Source organism: Acidovorax sp. LjRoot194, from assembly GCF_964253015.1.
Classification (GTDB): Bacteria; Pseudomonadota; Gammaproteobacteria; order Burkholderiales; family Burkholderiaceae_C; genus Acidovorax.
This window is the reverse complement of record NZ_CAXUQB020000001.1, coordinates 1,364,549-1,378,998: the sequence shown is the minus strand read 5'-3', so window position 1 is coordinate 1,378,998 and position 14,450 is coordinate 1,364,549. Positions and strand designations below refer to the sequence as shown.

Sequence of the window (14,450 nt, the reverse complement as noted above, 5' to 3'; positions counted from 1 at the left end):
GGTTGAGCTTGTCGAAACCGGGCGCTGCTCGCGAGCTCGCTGATTGGGCAGCATGCCTGTGTTGAGGGCGGGAGCCGGGGTGCGCGCCCGGCGGCGCGGTAACTTTCTCTTGGTTCGCCAAGAGAAAGTCACCAAAGAGAAGGCGACCCCAAGTCTGCGACCCCTTCGCGTTGCGAAGGGGCAAACCTGCGTCAGGGCGGTTGCGGGGTGCGCCGCAGAACTCACTGCGCTGCTTTGCAGCTACGTTCAAACAACTGCGGCGAGCTAGAGCACGAGGCATGCGCGCTCCGACGCGCATGCCACCCCGCAACCGCCCCGACGCAGGCGCAGCCACAGGGGGTGGGCAACCGAACAGCCAAGCAGCCATACGGGCCATTGCTTCGCTCGGCCCCGAACGCGCAGGCGCTTCGCGCCGCGACCGCGAGGCCGAGCGAAGCGATGGCCCGTGTGGATGTTCTCTCCCCCAGCCCTTCAGGATGCGCCGAGGAGCGCAGCGGCCAGCGGATAAGGGCTCGCGATTGTCTGAGCGCAACGCAGTGAAGCGAGTTCGAGCGAGACCCCGCTGGACGCGAGCACCGCAGGTTGCCCGCAGCGAAGCGAAGGGACGCAGGCTGTAGGGTCGCCTTTTCTTTGGTGACTTTCTTTTGGCGAAGCAAAAGAAAGTTACTCGCACGCCGGGCGACTCCCGGCCTCCGCCCTTGAACCAGGCACGAGGTACAAACCAGCGAGCCTGCGAGCGCACCCCCGTTTCGACAAGCTCGACCCGAATGGATCGGGACAAGCCGAGACCAGGTTTCGACAAGCTCAACCCGATCGAGCCGGGACGGGGCGAGCAGGCTTCGACAAGCTCAGCCCGAACGGACTGGGTCTGTTTCTGGGTTGCAGCCAACGAGCCCGTACTCACCATCACCGCCCCAGATAAACCTCGATCACCCGCTCATCCGCCTGCACCTGGTCCAGCGTCCCCTGCGCCAACACAGCCCCATCGCACAGCACCGTCACGATCTCCGAAATCGTGCGGATGAACGACATGTCGTGCTCCACCACCATCAGCGAGTGCTTGCCCTTCAAGGTCAAAAACAACTCCGCAGTCCGCGCCGTCTCGTCGTCCGTCATCCCGGCCACCGGCTCGTCGAGCAGCAACAGCTTCGGGTCCTGCATCAGCAGCATCCCGATCTCCAGCCATTGCTTTTGCCCGTGGCTCAGGTTGCCAGCCAGACGTGTCACGCTCCCCGCCAAGTGAATGGTGTGCAACACCTCGGCCAGGCGATCCGATTGCGCGGAGTCCAGCCGAAAGAACATGCTCGATGCCACGCCCTTGTGGGTCTTCAAGGCCAACTCCAGGTTCTCGAACACCGTGAGCTGCTCGAACACCGTGGGCTTCTGGAATTTGCGGCCAATGCCCAGGCTCGCGATCTCCGGCTCGTTGTGGCGCAACAGATCGATGGTCGAGCCGAAGTACACCGTGCCACTGTCCGGCCGGGTCTTGCCGGTGATGATGTCCATCATCGTCGTCTTGCCCGCCCCGTTGGGGCCGATGATGCAGCGCAGCTCGCCGGGCGCGATATCGAGGCTCAGGTTGTTGATGGCCTTGAAGCCATCAAAGCTCACGTTCACGTCTTCCAGGTAAAGGATGCGGCCGTGGGCCACATCCACCTCGCCGGGCGTCGCCACGCGCGAGAAGCCTGCCGCGCGGCCACCGGACTCGGTCTGGCCTGGCACGACCGGCGCCTGCCGGGCAGCGATGCGCTGCGCGCCCTCTTCCATCAGATCGGGCGTCATGGCGCGGCTCCTTCGCGGGTCTTGTTGTCGTGGCGCTTGTTCTTCAGTTTCTTGACCAGTCCCACCACACCATCGGGCAGGAACAGCGTGACCGCAATGAACAACGCGCCCAGGAAGTACAGCCAGAACTCCGGCGCCGTGACGGTGAGCCAGCTCTTGGCGCCGTTGACGATGAAGGCGCCGACGATGGGGCCAATCAGCGTCGCGCGGCCACCCACCGCGGCCCACACCGCAATCTCGATGGAGTTGGCGGCGCTCATCTCGCCGGGGTTGATGATGCCGACCTGGGGCACATACAGCGCACCGGCCACGCCGCACATCATGGCGCTGATGGTCCAGATGGTGAGCTTGTAGGGCAGCGGCGAGTAGCCCGAGAACATGACGCGCGTCTCCGCATCGCGCACGGCCTGCAGCACGCGGCCGAACTTGCTGCGCACCAGCCAGCGTGCCAGCAAAAAGAACACCAAGAGCGTGACGCCCGTCATCACGAACAGCAGCATGCGCATGTTCTGCGTGGCAATGGGCTGGCCCAGGATGCGCTTGAAATCGGTAAACCCGTTGTTGCCGCCAAAGCCCGTCTCGTTGCGAAAGAACAGCAGCATGGCCGCGTACGTCATGGCCTGCGTGATGATCGAGAAGTACACGCCCTTGATGCGCGAGCGAAAAGCGAAGTAGCCGAACACGAAGGCGATGGCACCGGGCACGGCGACGACGAGGATGAGCGTGGCGACGAAGCTGTCGGATAGCATCCAGTGCCAGGGCAGCTCCTTCCAGTCGAGGAACACCATGAAGTCGGGCAGGTCACTTTTGTAGTTGCCGTCGCGGCCGATCTGGCGCATGAGGTACATGCCCATCACGTAGCCGCCCAAGGCGAAGAACAGGCCGTGGCCCAGGCTCAGGATGCCGGTGTAGCCCCAGATCAAATCCATGGCCAGCGCGCAGATGGCGTAGCACATGATCTTGCCGAGCAGCGCCACGGCGTAGTCGGACAGGTGCAGCGGGCTGCCGGCCGGCACCCACAGGTTGAGCACCGGAGCCACGGCGCACACCACGATGAGCGCCACGATGAAAGCCGACCAGCCGCTGCGCGTGAGCAGTGGTGCGGGTGCGGGGAGTTGGATAGCAGGGGTATTCATAACAGTCTCAATCCGCCGTACGGCCCTTCACCGCGAAGATGCCCTGCGGCCGCTTCTGGATGAAGATGATGATGAACACCAGCACGGCGATCTTGGCGAGCACGGCGCCCGTCCAGCCTTCCAGGAACTTGTTGAGCACACCCAGGCCCAGCGCTGCGTACACGGTGCCGGCCAGCTGGCCCACGCCGCCCAGCACCACCACCATGAACGAATCGACGATGTAGCCCTGGCCCAGGTCCGGCCCCACGTTGCCCACTTGGCTGAGCGCGCAGCCGGCCAGGCCTGCGATGCCCGAGCCCAGCGCGAAAGCGTAGGTATCGACACGCGCCGTGTTCACACCCATGCACGAGGCGATGGGGCGGTTTTGCGTGACGCCGCGCACGAACAATCCCAGACGCGTCTTGCTGATGAGAAAGGCCACGCCGCCCAGCACCGCCAGCGCAAAGGCCACGATGATCACGCGGTTCCAGGGCAGTTGCAGGTTCTCCATGAGCTGCACGCCGCCGCTCATCCACGAGGGGTTTTCCACACCCACGTTCTGCGCGCCGAACACGGTGCGCACCAGCTGCTGCAGCATCAGGCTGATGCCCCAGGTGGCCAGCAAGGTCTCCAGCGGTCGGCCGTACAGAAAGCGGATCACCCCGCGCTCCAGCACCGCGCCCATCAGGGCCGACGCCATGAAGGCAGCGGGCACGGCGGCGACCAGGTACCAGTCGAAGGCTCCCGGAAAGTACTTTTGAAAGATGCCCTGCATCACATACGTGGCGTAGGCGCCGATCATCATCAGCTCACCATGGGCCATGTTGATCACGCCCATCAGGCCGTAGGTGATGGCCAGGCCCAGCGCCACCAGCAGCAGGATGGAGCCCAGGCTGATGCCTGTGAACATCGCTGCCAGTCGCTCGCCCCACTGCAGGCTTTCTTCCACGGTCTTGAGGGCCGCCTGCAGGGCGGCCTTGACCTTGGGGTCTTCTTCGCTGCGCAGCTGCTCGAGCAGCACGGTGCGGGTGGCGGGGTTGCCGCTGGTGGCCAGGTGCTGTGCGGCTTCCAGGCGCTTGGCGGCGTCGCTGCTGCTCAAAAGCATGCGCGCACGGATGTTGGTGAGAAGCGCTTTGAGGCCGGCGTCCTGCTCGGCGGCCAGGGCCTTCTCGATCAGCGGCAGGCGGGCCTCGTCGGTCTCTTCGCGCAGCGCGTCGATGGCTTTGCGGCGCTGGGCCACGTCGGTGGACATGAGCTGCAGCGAGGCGAGTGCCGTGTCGAACTCACCGCGCATGCGGTTGTTGTTGACGATGTCTTCGGCATCGTCGGGCACGGGCACTTCGGCGCCCGTGACGGGGTCCAGCCCCTTGCCATCCTTGACGACGATGGCCTTGTCGCCCGCGATCTTGACCGCATCGTCGCCCATGGCGCGGATGAAGGCCACGGTAGCGTCGTCCGGTGTGGCGATGGCGGCCTGCAGTGCGGCGATCCGGTCATCGGTATCGCCCGCCGCCATGGCCCGCGCCGCCTCGGCCGTGAGCGCGTGCGCCTGCACCGCTGTGCACAACAGCAGGCAGGCGATCAGGCGAGAAAAGAGGGAAGAGAGCATGACGGAAGCTGTGTGAAAAAGCAGTGGGCCGCAGAACCCGCGCGATCTGAATGCGAGGGCCGCCGCGAAAGGGCCGCCCCGCCGCGCTGGCGGCGTCCCCCCTCCCACGCACAAGCGTGAGAGAGGGGGTGAAGGCGCGCAAGCGCCTCAGGGGGGTGTCACAGCTTGCTCTTGCCGTCCGGCTCATCCTTCTTCTTGTCGTTGCCTTCGATGTAAGGAGACCATGGCTTGGCCTTGACCGGGCCGGGCGTCTTCCACACCACGTTGAACTGGCCGTCGGCCTTGATCTCGCCGATGAACACGCTCTTGTGCAGGTGGTGGTTCTTCTCGTCCATCTTGCTGACGATGCCCGACGGTGCCTTGAAGGTCTGGCCGGCCATCGCGGCGATCACCTTGTCCACATCGGTGCTCTTGGCCTTCTCGACGGCCTGCTTCCACATGTTGATGCCGATGTAGGTGGCTTCCATCGGGTCGTTGGTCAGTGGCTTGTCCTTGTGGCCGGCGATGTTCTTGGCCTTGGCGTAGTCGGCCCACTTCTTCATGAAGGCCGTGTTTTCAGGGCTCTTGATGGACTGGAAGTAGTTCCAGGCAGCCAGGTGGCCCACCAGCGGCTTGGTGTCTACGCCGCGCAGTTCTTCTTCACCCACGGAGAAGGCGACCACAGGCACGTCCTTGGCCTTCAGACCCGCGTTGCCCAGCTCCTTGTAGAAGGGCACGTTGGAGTCGCCGTTGATGGTGGAGACCACGGCCGTCTTGCCGCCCTGGCTGAACTTCTTGATGTCGGCCACGATGGTCTGGTAGTCCGAATGACCGAAGGGGGTGTACTTCTCGTCGATGTCGGAATCCTTCACGCCCTTGGACTTGAGGTAGGCGCGCAGGATCTTGTTGGTAGTGCGGGGGTACACATAGTCGGTGCCCAGCAGCACCCAGCGCTTGGCACTGCCGCCGTCCTTGCTCATCAGGTAGTCCACCGCAGGAATGGCCTGCTGGTTGGGCGCGGCGCCGGTGTAAAACACGTTCTTGGAGAGCTCCTCACCCTCGTACTGCACGGGGTAGAACAGCAGGCCGTTCATTTCCTCGACCACGGGCAGCACCGACTTGCGGCTCACGCTGGTCCAGCAACCGAAGATCACCGAGACCTTGTCCTGGCCTAGCAGCTGCTTGGTCTTTTCGGCGAACAGGGGCCAGTTGGAGGCCGGATCCACCACCACGGGTTCGAGCTTCTTGCCCAGCACGCCGCCCTTGGCGTTGATCTCGTCGATGGCCATCAGCACGGTGTCTTTCAACACGGTTTCAGAGATGGCCATGGTGCCCGACAGGCTGTGCAGGATGCCGACCTTGATGGTCTCCTGCGCGTGGGCTGGCAGTGCAGACAGGCCAGCGAGCGTAGCGACGGCCGCAAGGGCTTTGAGGGAATAACGACGTTGCATGTGTGCTTCTCCGGTGGTGGGTTCGATGGGCAGGCCGCTTCGCCCGGAAGGCTCCCTCTGATGGCCTGCCTCTGGGATGGATCGGGCGATGGAATGGATTCTGGAGAGAGGTGCGCATTGCGGAAATACGCCGGGTGGCGTACGCGGCCACGTGCTCTCCGAACCTTCCACACCGTTCGGGCGGAGCTTGTCCAAGCCGTGTGCCGCGCTTCGACAAGCTCAGCGTGAACGGATGGGACGGGGTTAAGGATTGGGCTGGCCCGCAGGCGTAGCAGGGGCCAAGAACCAACGTGTCATCCGGGGTGTGCGCGGCACAGCAAAGTGCCATGAAGCTGCTAGCGCACTGACCACCTCAAAGTTTGCTACAAAATTTATAGCTATTGCGTCGTACAAGGTCGCGCAGACCGGCAGGCAGTTAGAGTATCGACCTCGCGCCCCGCCGGGCGGGTGTCCGCGCAGTGCGCGACCCGCCTGCGCTGCTGCCCTGCCCTGCCCCCTCTTCCGCCTTGCGCTGTCCACCCATGTCCAACCTCGTCGTCCACGGCGGCACCCCCCTCAAGGGCCGCATCCATCCTTCGGCCAACAAGAACGCCGTGCTGCCGGTGCTGTGCGCCACGCTGCTCACCAACGAGCCGCTGCGGCTGCTGCGCGTGCCGGACATTACCGATGTGCGCAAGATCCTCGACATCTTCCGCACGCTGGGTAGCGATGTGCGCATGGACCACGACACCGGCACGCTGGACCTGCACCACCACGCTACCGTGTTCGATGCGGCGCAGCACCGGCTGCCGGAGGAAATGCGCTCGTCCATCATGCTGGTGCCGCCGCTGCTGGCGCGCTTTGGCGTGGCGCGGCTGGAGGACAACGTGAAGGGCTGCACGCTGGGCGTGCGCGAGATCGATCCGCACGTGGAGGTGTTCCGCCGCTTCGGCGGCACGGTGGAACGCGCCGAGGGCTCGCTGCTGGTGCGCAACACCCATGGCCGGCTGCAGGCCACGCAGCACTGGCTGGACTACGCCTCCGTCACCACCACCGAGAACTTCGTGCTGTGCGCGGCCACGGCCGACGGCACCTCGGTGCTGACCAATGCAGCGTCGGAGCCGCACGTGCAGGAGTTCTGCCGCTTCATGACCCTGATCGGCGTGCGCATCGAGGGCATGGGCACCTCACGCCTCACGGTGCATGGCGGCACGCAGCTGCGCGGCGGGGAATTCCGCTTCGACGAGGATTTCCACGAGATCACAACGTTCCTGGCGCTGGGCGCCATCACCGGTGGCGACGTGATCGTGCGCAACAGCGCGCCCGAGAACTTTCCGCTCATCGACCGCACCTTTGCCAAGTTCGGCGTCACCATCACGCACGAAGACGGTTGGTCGCGCGCCCGGTGCGACGGCCCGCTCAAGGTGCAGACGCCGTTCACTAGCAATGTGCTGACCAAGGTGGAGGCCGCGCCCTGGCCGTACTTTCCGGTGGACCTGCTGCCCATCTTCATCGCGCTGGGTGTGCGCGCCGAGGGCAATGCGCTGTTCTGGAACAAGGTCTACGACGGGGCCCTGGGCTGGGCGGGCGAGCTGTCCAAATTCGGCGCGCACGTGTTCCAGTCCGACCCGCACCGGCTGGTGACCTTTGGCGGCAACCCGCTGACGCCCGCGGTGGTGGAGAGCCCCTACATCATCCGCGTGGCGATTGCGCTCTTCATGGTGGCGGCCAGCACGCCGGGCCGCTCGGAGATCCGCAACGCCACGCCGATCCGCCGCGCGCACCCGCGCTTCGTGGAGAACCTGCGCAGCCTGGGGGTGCAGGTGGAGTGGACCAGCGAGGAGTAATCAGGGAGGATTAGTCAGGGAGGTGTAACGCCGGCAGAGGCAGGAGACAGGACGGGCAGGCGGGATCGTCGGCAGTGCAAGCCGACGACGCCCGCGCTCAGGTCACCTGCATGTCGCCGGCGGCGTCATCCCGGTCGGTCAGCACGTGCATGGTGGCAATGCCGTGCTGCACCTCGGCGCTGTACACGGCGTTGCGGCCGGCCTCCTTGGCGCGGTACAGCGCCTTGTCGGCCCGGTTGACCAGGTCCTCGAAGTCGAGGATGGCGCCCTTGTGCAGCGTGGCCACACCGATGCTGACGGTGACCGACACGCACACGCCCTCGTCGTTGATCGGCACGCTGAGCGCGGCCACCTCGCGGCGCAGCGACTCGGCCATGCGCAGAGCGCTCGGGCCGTCGGTTTCGGGCAGCACGACGACGAACTCCTCGCCACCGAAGCGCGCCACGATGTCCACCCCGCGGCGCTTGCGCGCAGCGCAGGCCTTGGCCACCGCGCAGATCACACGGTCGCCCGCCAGGTGGCCCCAGGCGTCGTTGACAGGCTTGAACAGGTCGATGTCCACCACCAGCAATGACAGCGGGTGGTCAAAGCGCTCCGACCGCTTGCATTCGTTGGCGCCCAGCTCCATCAGCGTGCGCCGGTTGGCCAGGCCCGTGAGCGAGTCGTTGGAGGCGAGCTGCTCCAGCGTGGCGTTGAGCTGCTGCAGCAGGCGGTTCTGCTCGGTGAGCTGGCGGTTGATCTGCGCGATCTCGTCTTCGCGGCGCTTGCGGTCGTCGATGTTGAAGGTGACGCCGATCAGCCGCTTGCCCGGCGTGTCGCTGCCGCCGTCCATGATGCGGCCGTAGTTGGCGAACCAGACCCAGTCGCCGCGTTTGGAGCGCAGCCGGAACTCGCAGCGGTACTGCGGCGTGAGGCCCGCCAGGTGGTCCGCTACCGACTGGCGCACCATGTCGAGGTCATCCGGGTGGAACAGGGCGTAGATGTCCTGCACGCCCGAGACGATCTCGTCCTCGGTGAAACCCAGCTCCAGGAAGGTCTTGGTGGCCTTGCGGGTGACGTTGCCGGTGACGAGGTCGTTCTCCCACAAGTCGAGCCCCGCCGCCTCCAGCGCCAGCTCCAGCCGCTCCTTGTTCAGGTCTGCTTCACCCATGGCGGCTCATCGGCTTTCGGAAGGGGGCACGCCGGGTCAGGCCAGAGGCATGCCGCCGGCATAGCCGATCTTGCGCAGCAGGCCGGCAAATGATGCGACCACGCCCAGGGTGTTGTACAGCTGCGGCGCGGTCTGCACCGAGATCACGCTCACCATCTGGCCCGTGCTGCGGCCTGTGGCGGTGTTGAAGTACAGCGCCAGATCGTCGTTGGCATTGGAGAACCCGCGCCCCGTGCTCTCGGAGTAGTAGCAGATCGAGTCCGGCGCGATGATGTCGGGGGAGGTGCTCGACGCCGAATACATGATCAGGTTCTCGTTGAGGTTGTACAGGTAGTGCGTCTGGGTGCTCTGGCTCGGGTCCTGCGCATTGTCCAGCCGGATGACGCCGGAGTCCAGCGACGTCGCGCTGGAGGTGGACTGCGTGACCGCGGTGACGTAGAAGTTGGTGACCACTGCGGCCGCAGTGCGCCCGGTGAGGTTCTGTATGGCGGTGGCGACTGCCGCCGTGGACAGCGGCGTGACCGCCTGCAGCATTTGCTGGCCCAGCGCGCGCGCCTGCTCCAGCGTGCCTTCGATGTAGCTGCCGGACAACGCAAACTGGTTGTTGGCGTTCGACGGCCACATGGCAATGCCCGAATACCCGCCGAACCCACCCACCACACCGCCCGCCAGCGACTCGATGCCCGACGCCGTGCCGGAGCCCAGCAAGGCGTACTCCGCCGCCACCAGGGAGGCCGCGTCGCTGGCCAGCACGGCAGGGCTGGGCGCGGGCCCGGACGGGGCGGTGAAGGTCGTCTGGGGCAGCTCAGGCACCGCGCGGCCTGCGCCGTCGCCGTTGACCACCCACACCGATCCGCCCGACAAAGCCGCGCCGATCAGGGGTACCAGAGAGTTGATGGGCCCGATCTCCACCGGAATCAGCGCGCCCACCTTCATGCCGGTGTAGGCCTGCTGCACGGCCAGGGTGTTGCTGATGGAGTTCTGGATCGCCGCCAGGTCGAGACTGGACGCTGCGTCGGGCGACCCCATGATCGCCAGCACGCAGGCCGGGGTGGCGCCGTCATAGTCCTGCACGGTGACGGCGCCGCTGAAGCCCTGGCTGGCCAGCTCCTGCACGATGGAGCAGGCGTCGGTGTAGCTGCCGCCCCCGCCGCTGGCCAGCACCGCAGCGCCGGTGGCGATGGCCTGAAAGTCGTTCAAGCCATAGGAATAGACATTGCCCATCTGTGCACACCCCTCTCGTAGTTGGCCGCCTGCGGCTTGTTGTTGTCCGGCTGATTTGTTGGCTGTCGGAAGGCTGGCACGATACGCGAGCCCGATGGATTGTCAATCGGCGCCATCCCGCGACGCGTCCCCGAGCGGACGGCACGCCACACCCGTGCAACACCCATGCCACACCCCTGGCCCGCACACTGGCTTAGCGCCCCGCCATCGCCTATGCTCTGCACTGCACATCCCGTATTTCCGGCTGCCGCCCCACACACACCATGAGTCTCCCTGAAAAATCCCCCGTCTACAGCACCGAAGACCTGCTGATCAGCCTGTGCAACTCCGTCACCCGGGTACTGGGCGTGGCCACGCACAGCCAGATCCACTACTCCGGCATGGTGCAGCGCATCAGCAAAACCTGCCTGAAGCCCGACATCGGCTGCTTCGTGCTGTTCGACGGCGGCTTCTCGGGGCTGGTGATCATCAACTTCTCGGCCCAGGCGGCGATGGAGCTGTACGCCAACTACCTGCTGAACATGGGCATGTCCAAGGACGACCTGGTCACCTCGTTCACGTCCGACGAAGTGAGCAACGTGATGGGCGAGCTCATGAACCAGGTGGTCGGCGACTTCACCGGCAAGGTGCGGCGCGAGCTGCAGACCCACATCACCCAGAACCAGCCCAAGATGCTGGTGCTGAACAAGCAGGTGCAGCTGTCGGTGGACGCCAACCTGGACAAGCCCGAAGCCCGGCGCGTGACCTTCTACACCAGCAACAACAACATCTTCTACCTGGAACTGGCCATCGACCGCACCGAGTTCATCAAGCTCTACGACTTCGAGGCACAGGAAGCGCCGGACCCCGACGCCCTGATGGCCGAATCGCAGGCCGCTCCCCCCGTGCCCGTGCCGCCACCCGCGGGGCAGGACGATACGGACGCACTGCTCAAGTCGCTGGGGATGTGATCGCTGCGCGCCGGCGCTGGACAGGGCGCGGCAGCGTTTTGATATAAAAATGATAGCTACTAGCGCTCATCCAACAAGCGGTAGCGGCACATTTCATTCAGATTTCGGTCAGATTTATTTCAGATGCTTTGACAGCCCCCAGCCCCATCGACACCCCTGCGGCAGGCGCCACAGCGACTGCCCTGCTGGAAGCCCAAGGCTTTGTGCTGGTGCCCGGGGTGCTGCAGCCGGCCGAATGCAGCGCCCTGACCCACGACCTGAACGCAGACATGCAGGCGGCGGATGGCGGCGGTCACCGTGCGCCCTCGGCGTCCGGCGGCCAGCGCGATCTGCTGGATCGCCCCTGGTGCCAGGCCCTCGCCTGGCGCCTGCAGCAGTGCCCAGCCCTGGCGGACCTCATCCCCGCATCGGCCGTGGCCGTGCAATGCACCTACTTTGAGAAGACCCCGGCCCGCAACTGGCTCGTGCCCCTGCACCAGGACCTGAGCATTCCTGTGGCCGAAAGGGTCGATGCGCCGGACCTGAACGGCTGGTCCGACAAGGACGGCACCTTGTTCGTGCAGCCCCCTGCGCCACTGCTGCAAACGCTGCTGGCCGTGCGCGTGCACCTCGACCCCTGCCATGCCGACGACGGCCCGCTGCGCGTGGTGCCTGCCAGCCACACCCAGGGCGTGCTGGCGGCCGACGCAGCCCGTGCGCTGCGCGACCGCGCGGGCGATGTGCCCTGCCTTGCCGACGCAGGCACCGCCCTGGTCATGCGGCCGCTGCTGCTGCACGCATCGTCCAAAGCCAGCGGGACCAGCCAGCGGCGCGTGCTGCACTTCGTCTTCGGCCCCGCACAGTTGCCCTGGGGCTTGCGTTGGCGGGGTGTGGTCGTCGACTGAAAGAAGCGATACACGCCATGCCCTTCACCCCCTTCCACATGGGCGTCGGCCTGGCTGCCAAGGCTGTGGCCGGACGGCACTTCAGCGTCCTCACCTTCGGCATCGCCCAGGTGGCGATGGACATCGAACCGCTGATCGGCATGCTGCGCCAGTCAGCCGTCCTGCATGGCCCCACGCACACGTACCTGGGCGCAGTGCCCAATGCGCTGGTGGCTGCCGCTGCGACACCTTGGCTGTGCGGGCCGCTGCTGCGGCACTGGAACGACGAAGTGGCGCACTACGGCATGCCGTGGCTGCAGGAGGAAGCGTCATGGAAGCCGCACATCGTTGTGCTCAGCGCACTGGCCGGGACCTTCACGCATGTGCTGCTCGACAGCGTGATGCACCTCGACATCCGCCCTTTGGCGCCTTGGTCGGATGCGAATGGGCTGTATCGCAGCATTTCTTTGTCTGCACTGCACGGTTTGTGCGCTGCGGGAATCGTGGCGGGAGCCTTCGGGTGGTTGCTACGGCGCTGGTTAGGCAGGCGCGGCTCTGCGCAGTAACTAGATCTTCAGCGAAAAGCTCAACTGAGTCGGGCGAATCAGCTCGCGGGTTCGACTCACTGAAGAGCAGACGATGACGTAACTCTTGACTACTCGCTTGGATTACACCGGACAAAATTGTGCTTCACTCATTGCACTTTCTCATCAGATTTATCAAATCTGCGCGTTAGACAAGAACCATCCGCAAAACGACAGAAACTGCGTTTTCAGAAGAGAATTCCAACCTTTAACCACACCAAAATCATTCTGCAGTCATGACAATACAGGAGGCACTTAAAAAAATTAGTACACAAAAACTTATACCATGCTACCCGTTAAACCCCCGTCAGAACCAATCACTAACGGCAAGATTTTATATGGCCCAGGAAAGAATTTGAAGAAGATAGTTTTCGAAGGGCTTGACCGGACGCAAAAATTAGTCAAAAAAATCGCAACCATTGACGATCTCAAAAAGAAAATAATTTTAATTCAGCCGTATGAGGAAGAACTTTATCTGTCTGGCCTGAGAGAAAGTGGAGTGGCAGGATATCTTTATCTATGCGCTCATGCGGCGCCGGATCGAATTCAAGGGATGTTGAGTGGCGCACAGGTTGCAAAAGTCATTCGCGACAGCGGTATCTGGAACAACGAACCTATACTGCTCGAAGCTTGCAGAGCAGGAGGAACATCAGACGGAATAGCGAGCTCATTGGCATTTAGCTTACAAACTTATGTAACGGCGCCCACCACTCCCGTCTGGAATTATCCCCTGGGCGGCCCAGCAATTGATCAAGGGGCGTTCGAAAGCCTCCCGGGCAAACTTGCCAAATTGCCCTTTCCAAATTTAACCAAGCCAGGTCAGTGGCGAACGTGGGGGCCCGATGGCAGTCCCATATCCACAACTCGAACTTCACCCAGAGATCAACTAAGCCTACCAAAAAATCTCCAACCCAACAATAAATAGCAATGCCCGAAAACGCAAAAAAGAACAAAATCTTCTTGATTTGTTTATTATATTTTATCGCAGCCTGTGTTTTGTGGTGGTGGATGGAGAGCTATGTCAGCTGCGATACGCAAGACGAATATTCTTTGCGCGGTGCGTGCTTGGTACAAGTAAAAAATGGAGCCATGAACGGCCAAGTGGGTGCCCAATGGGCTTACGGTGACTATTTGTCAAACAACGGCGACAAAGGGGAAGCTGCAAGATGGTACCGAACGGCGCTGCAGAACTCAACAAAGGCACTGGATTTGATGGGAAGAGTGGGGCATTGCGATAAAGATCCCGGACTGGATCATCATGCTTTGGAATCAAGAATTCAGAGTATTTCTCAACAAAGTCCAGATGCCCATCTGCTTCTGCTAGAGCTCTATCTAAGTCACAACTGTCGCTCCTTCAACCTTGAGAAGGCTAGTGCGACGATTCCTCGCTTAACACAGTGTGCCTATTTAGCGCTAGGCGATTACATCAGACTCAGCGAGCGAATGCATCACCCCATCAAAAATACCGATATTTCCAAGATAAAAGACAATCTCAAGCTCTGCCACGCCGATCTCAGAAAAGGCCAGCAAGACGATTCAATACTGCGCGAATTTATCCCGTTGCAGAAAGAATCATTAGATGAGCTCGAACGCGCCGTAGAAAAATTAAATCCTGAATGAAAAATTGGAACACCCTTCCATCTTGAATCTCCAAGAGGATGCCGCTCCATAGGCAGTCAATAAAAACCCAGCCTCAATGCAACCCATTATTGAATACGCAGACAGAGGCAATCGTTCTGTCCGAATAAGTGACTACAGACCACTGCGCCTTCATTGCCCATCAACCGCAAAACCTCCCAAACTGGGCGAGAAAAATGATGGCTACTCTTGCGGTACCGCCCAGGTCCGCACCCGTGAGCCGACAGCAGCCGACTGACGGTCGCGAGTACAAACCTGCCGTCCTACAACAGCACCCCA

At 63.1% G+C, this 14,450-nt stretch carries 12 protein-coding genes; 6 read left to right on the top strand and 6 right to left on the bottom strand.

What is annotated here, in order from left to right:
- Nucleotides 1-906 precede the first annotated feature (906 nt).
- The 4 genes from urtD to urtA form a co-directional block, all read right to left on the bottom strand.
- Nucleotides 907-1,782: an urea ABC transporter ATP-binding protein UrtD gene (urtD, locus tag ACSQ3N_RS06335; protein WP_056161466.1), complete on the bottom strand. Its 876-nt coding sequence runs from the start codon at nt 1,780-1,782 to the stop codon at nt 907-909.
- On the bottom strand, nt 1,779-2,918 hold the full coding sequence (gene urtC, locus ACSQ3N_RS06330) for an urea ABC transporter permease subunit UrtC (protein WP_436145869.1): 1,140 nt from the start codon (nt 2,916-2,918) through the stop codon (nt 1,779-1,781). Before urtC ends, urtD begins: the two co-directional genes overlap by 4 nt.
- A gap of 7 nt (nt 2,919-2,925) precedes the next feature.
- Complete coding sequence (gene urtB, locus ACSQ3N_RS06325; RefSeq protein ID WP_436145868.1) at nt 2,926-4,506, bottom strand: urea ABC transporter permease subunit UrtB; 1,581 nt, start codon at nt 4,504-4,506, stop codon at nt 2,926-2,928.
- Between the two features lie 158 nt (nt 4,507-4,664).
- Nucleotides 4,665-5,936 carry an urea ABC transporter substrate-binding protein gene (gene urtA, locus ACSQ3N_RS06320; RefSeq protein ID WP_436145867.1) on the bottom strand — a complete coding sequence of 424 codons (1,272 nt, stop codon included), beginning with the start codon at nt 5,934-5,936 and terminating at the stop codon, nt 4,665-4,667.
- Nucleotides 5,937-6,457: 521 nt separating this feature from the next.
- Here urtA and ACSQ3N_RS06315 point away from each other — a divergent pair.
- Complete coding sequence (locus tag ACSQ3N_RS06315) at nt 6,458-7,762, top strand: UDP-N-acetylglucosamine 1-carboxyvinyltransferase (protein WP_436145866.1); 1,305 nt, start codon at nt 6,458-6,460, stop codon at nt 7,760-7,762.
- A 97-nt stretch (nt 7,763-7,859) separates the two neighbouring features.
- Here ACSQ3N_RS06315 and ACSQ3N_RS06310 read toward each other — a convergent pair whose 3' ends face one another.
- Both ACSQ3N_RS06310 and ACSQ3N_RS06305 read right to left on the bottom strand, forming a co-directional pair.
- Nucleotides 7,860-8,912, bottom strand: a complete 1,053-nt coding sequence (locus ACSQ3N_RS06310; RefSeq protein WP_436145865.1) for a GGDEF domain-containing protein — start codon at nt 8,910-8,912, stop codon at nt 7,860-7,862.
- Between the two features lie 36 nt (nt 8,913-8,948).
- Nucleotides 8,949-10,136 (bottom strand): S-methyl thiohydantoin desulfurase domain-containing protein, encoded by a 1,188-nt coding sequence (locus tag ACSQ3N_RS06305; protein WP_436145864.1) that lies wholly within the window; start codon nt 10,134-10,136, stop codon nt 8,949-8,951.
- Between the two features lie 263 nt (nt 10,137-10,399).
- Between ACSQ3N_RS06305 and ACSQ3N_RS06300 the strand changes: the two genes are divergently transcribed.
- The 5 genes from ACSQ3N_RS06300 (at nt 10,400) to ACSQ3N_RS06280 (ending at nt 14,153) form a co-directional block, all read left to right on the top strand.
- Nucleotides 10,400-11,086, top strand: coding sequence for a DUF3334 family protein (locus tag ACSQ3N_RS06300; protein ID WP_056161452.1), 687 nt, complete (start codon nt 10,400-10,402; stop codon nt 11,084-11,086).
- A 128-nt stretch (nt 11,087-11,214) separates the two neighbouring features.
- Nucleotides 11,215-11,970 carry a phytanoyl-CoA dioxygenase family protein gene (locus ACSQ3N_RS06295; RefSeq protein WP_436145863.1) on the top strand — a complete coding sequence of 252 codons (756 nt, stop codon included), beginning with the start codon at nt 11,215-11,217 and terminating at the stop codon, nt 11,968-11,970.
- A 17-nt stretch (nt 11,971-11,987) separates the two neighbouring features.
- Nucleotides 11,988-12,515, top strand: a complete 528-nt coding sequence (locus tag ACSQ3N_RS06290) for a DUF4184 family protein (protein ID WP_436145862.1) — start codon at nt 11,988-11,990, stop codon at nt 12,513-12,515.
- Between the two features lie 373 nt (nt 12,516-12,888).
- The gene (locus tag ACSQ3N_RS06285; protein WP_436145861.1) at nt 12,889-13,458 is read left to right on the top strand and encodes a hypothetical protein; all 570 of its coding nucleotides are present in this window, start codon (nt 12,889-12,891) and stop codon (nt 13,456-13,458) included.
- Nucleotides 13,459-13,460: 2 nt separating this feature from the next.
- Nucleotides 13,461-14,153, top strand: a complete 693-nt coding sequence (locus ACSQ3N_RS06280; RefSeq protein WP_156371821.1) for a hypothetical protein — start codon at nt 13,461-13,463, stop codon at nt 14,151-14,153.
- The last annotated feature ends 297 nt before the right edge of the window (nt 14,154-14,450 follow it).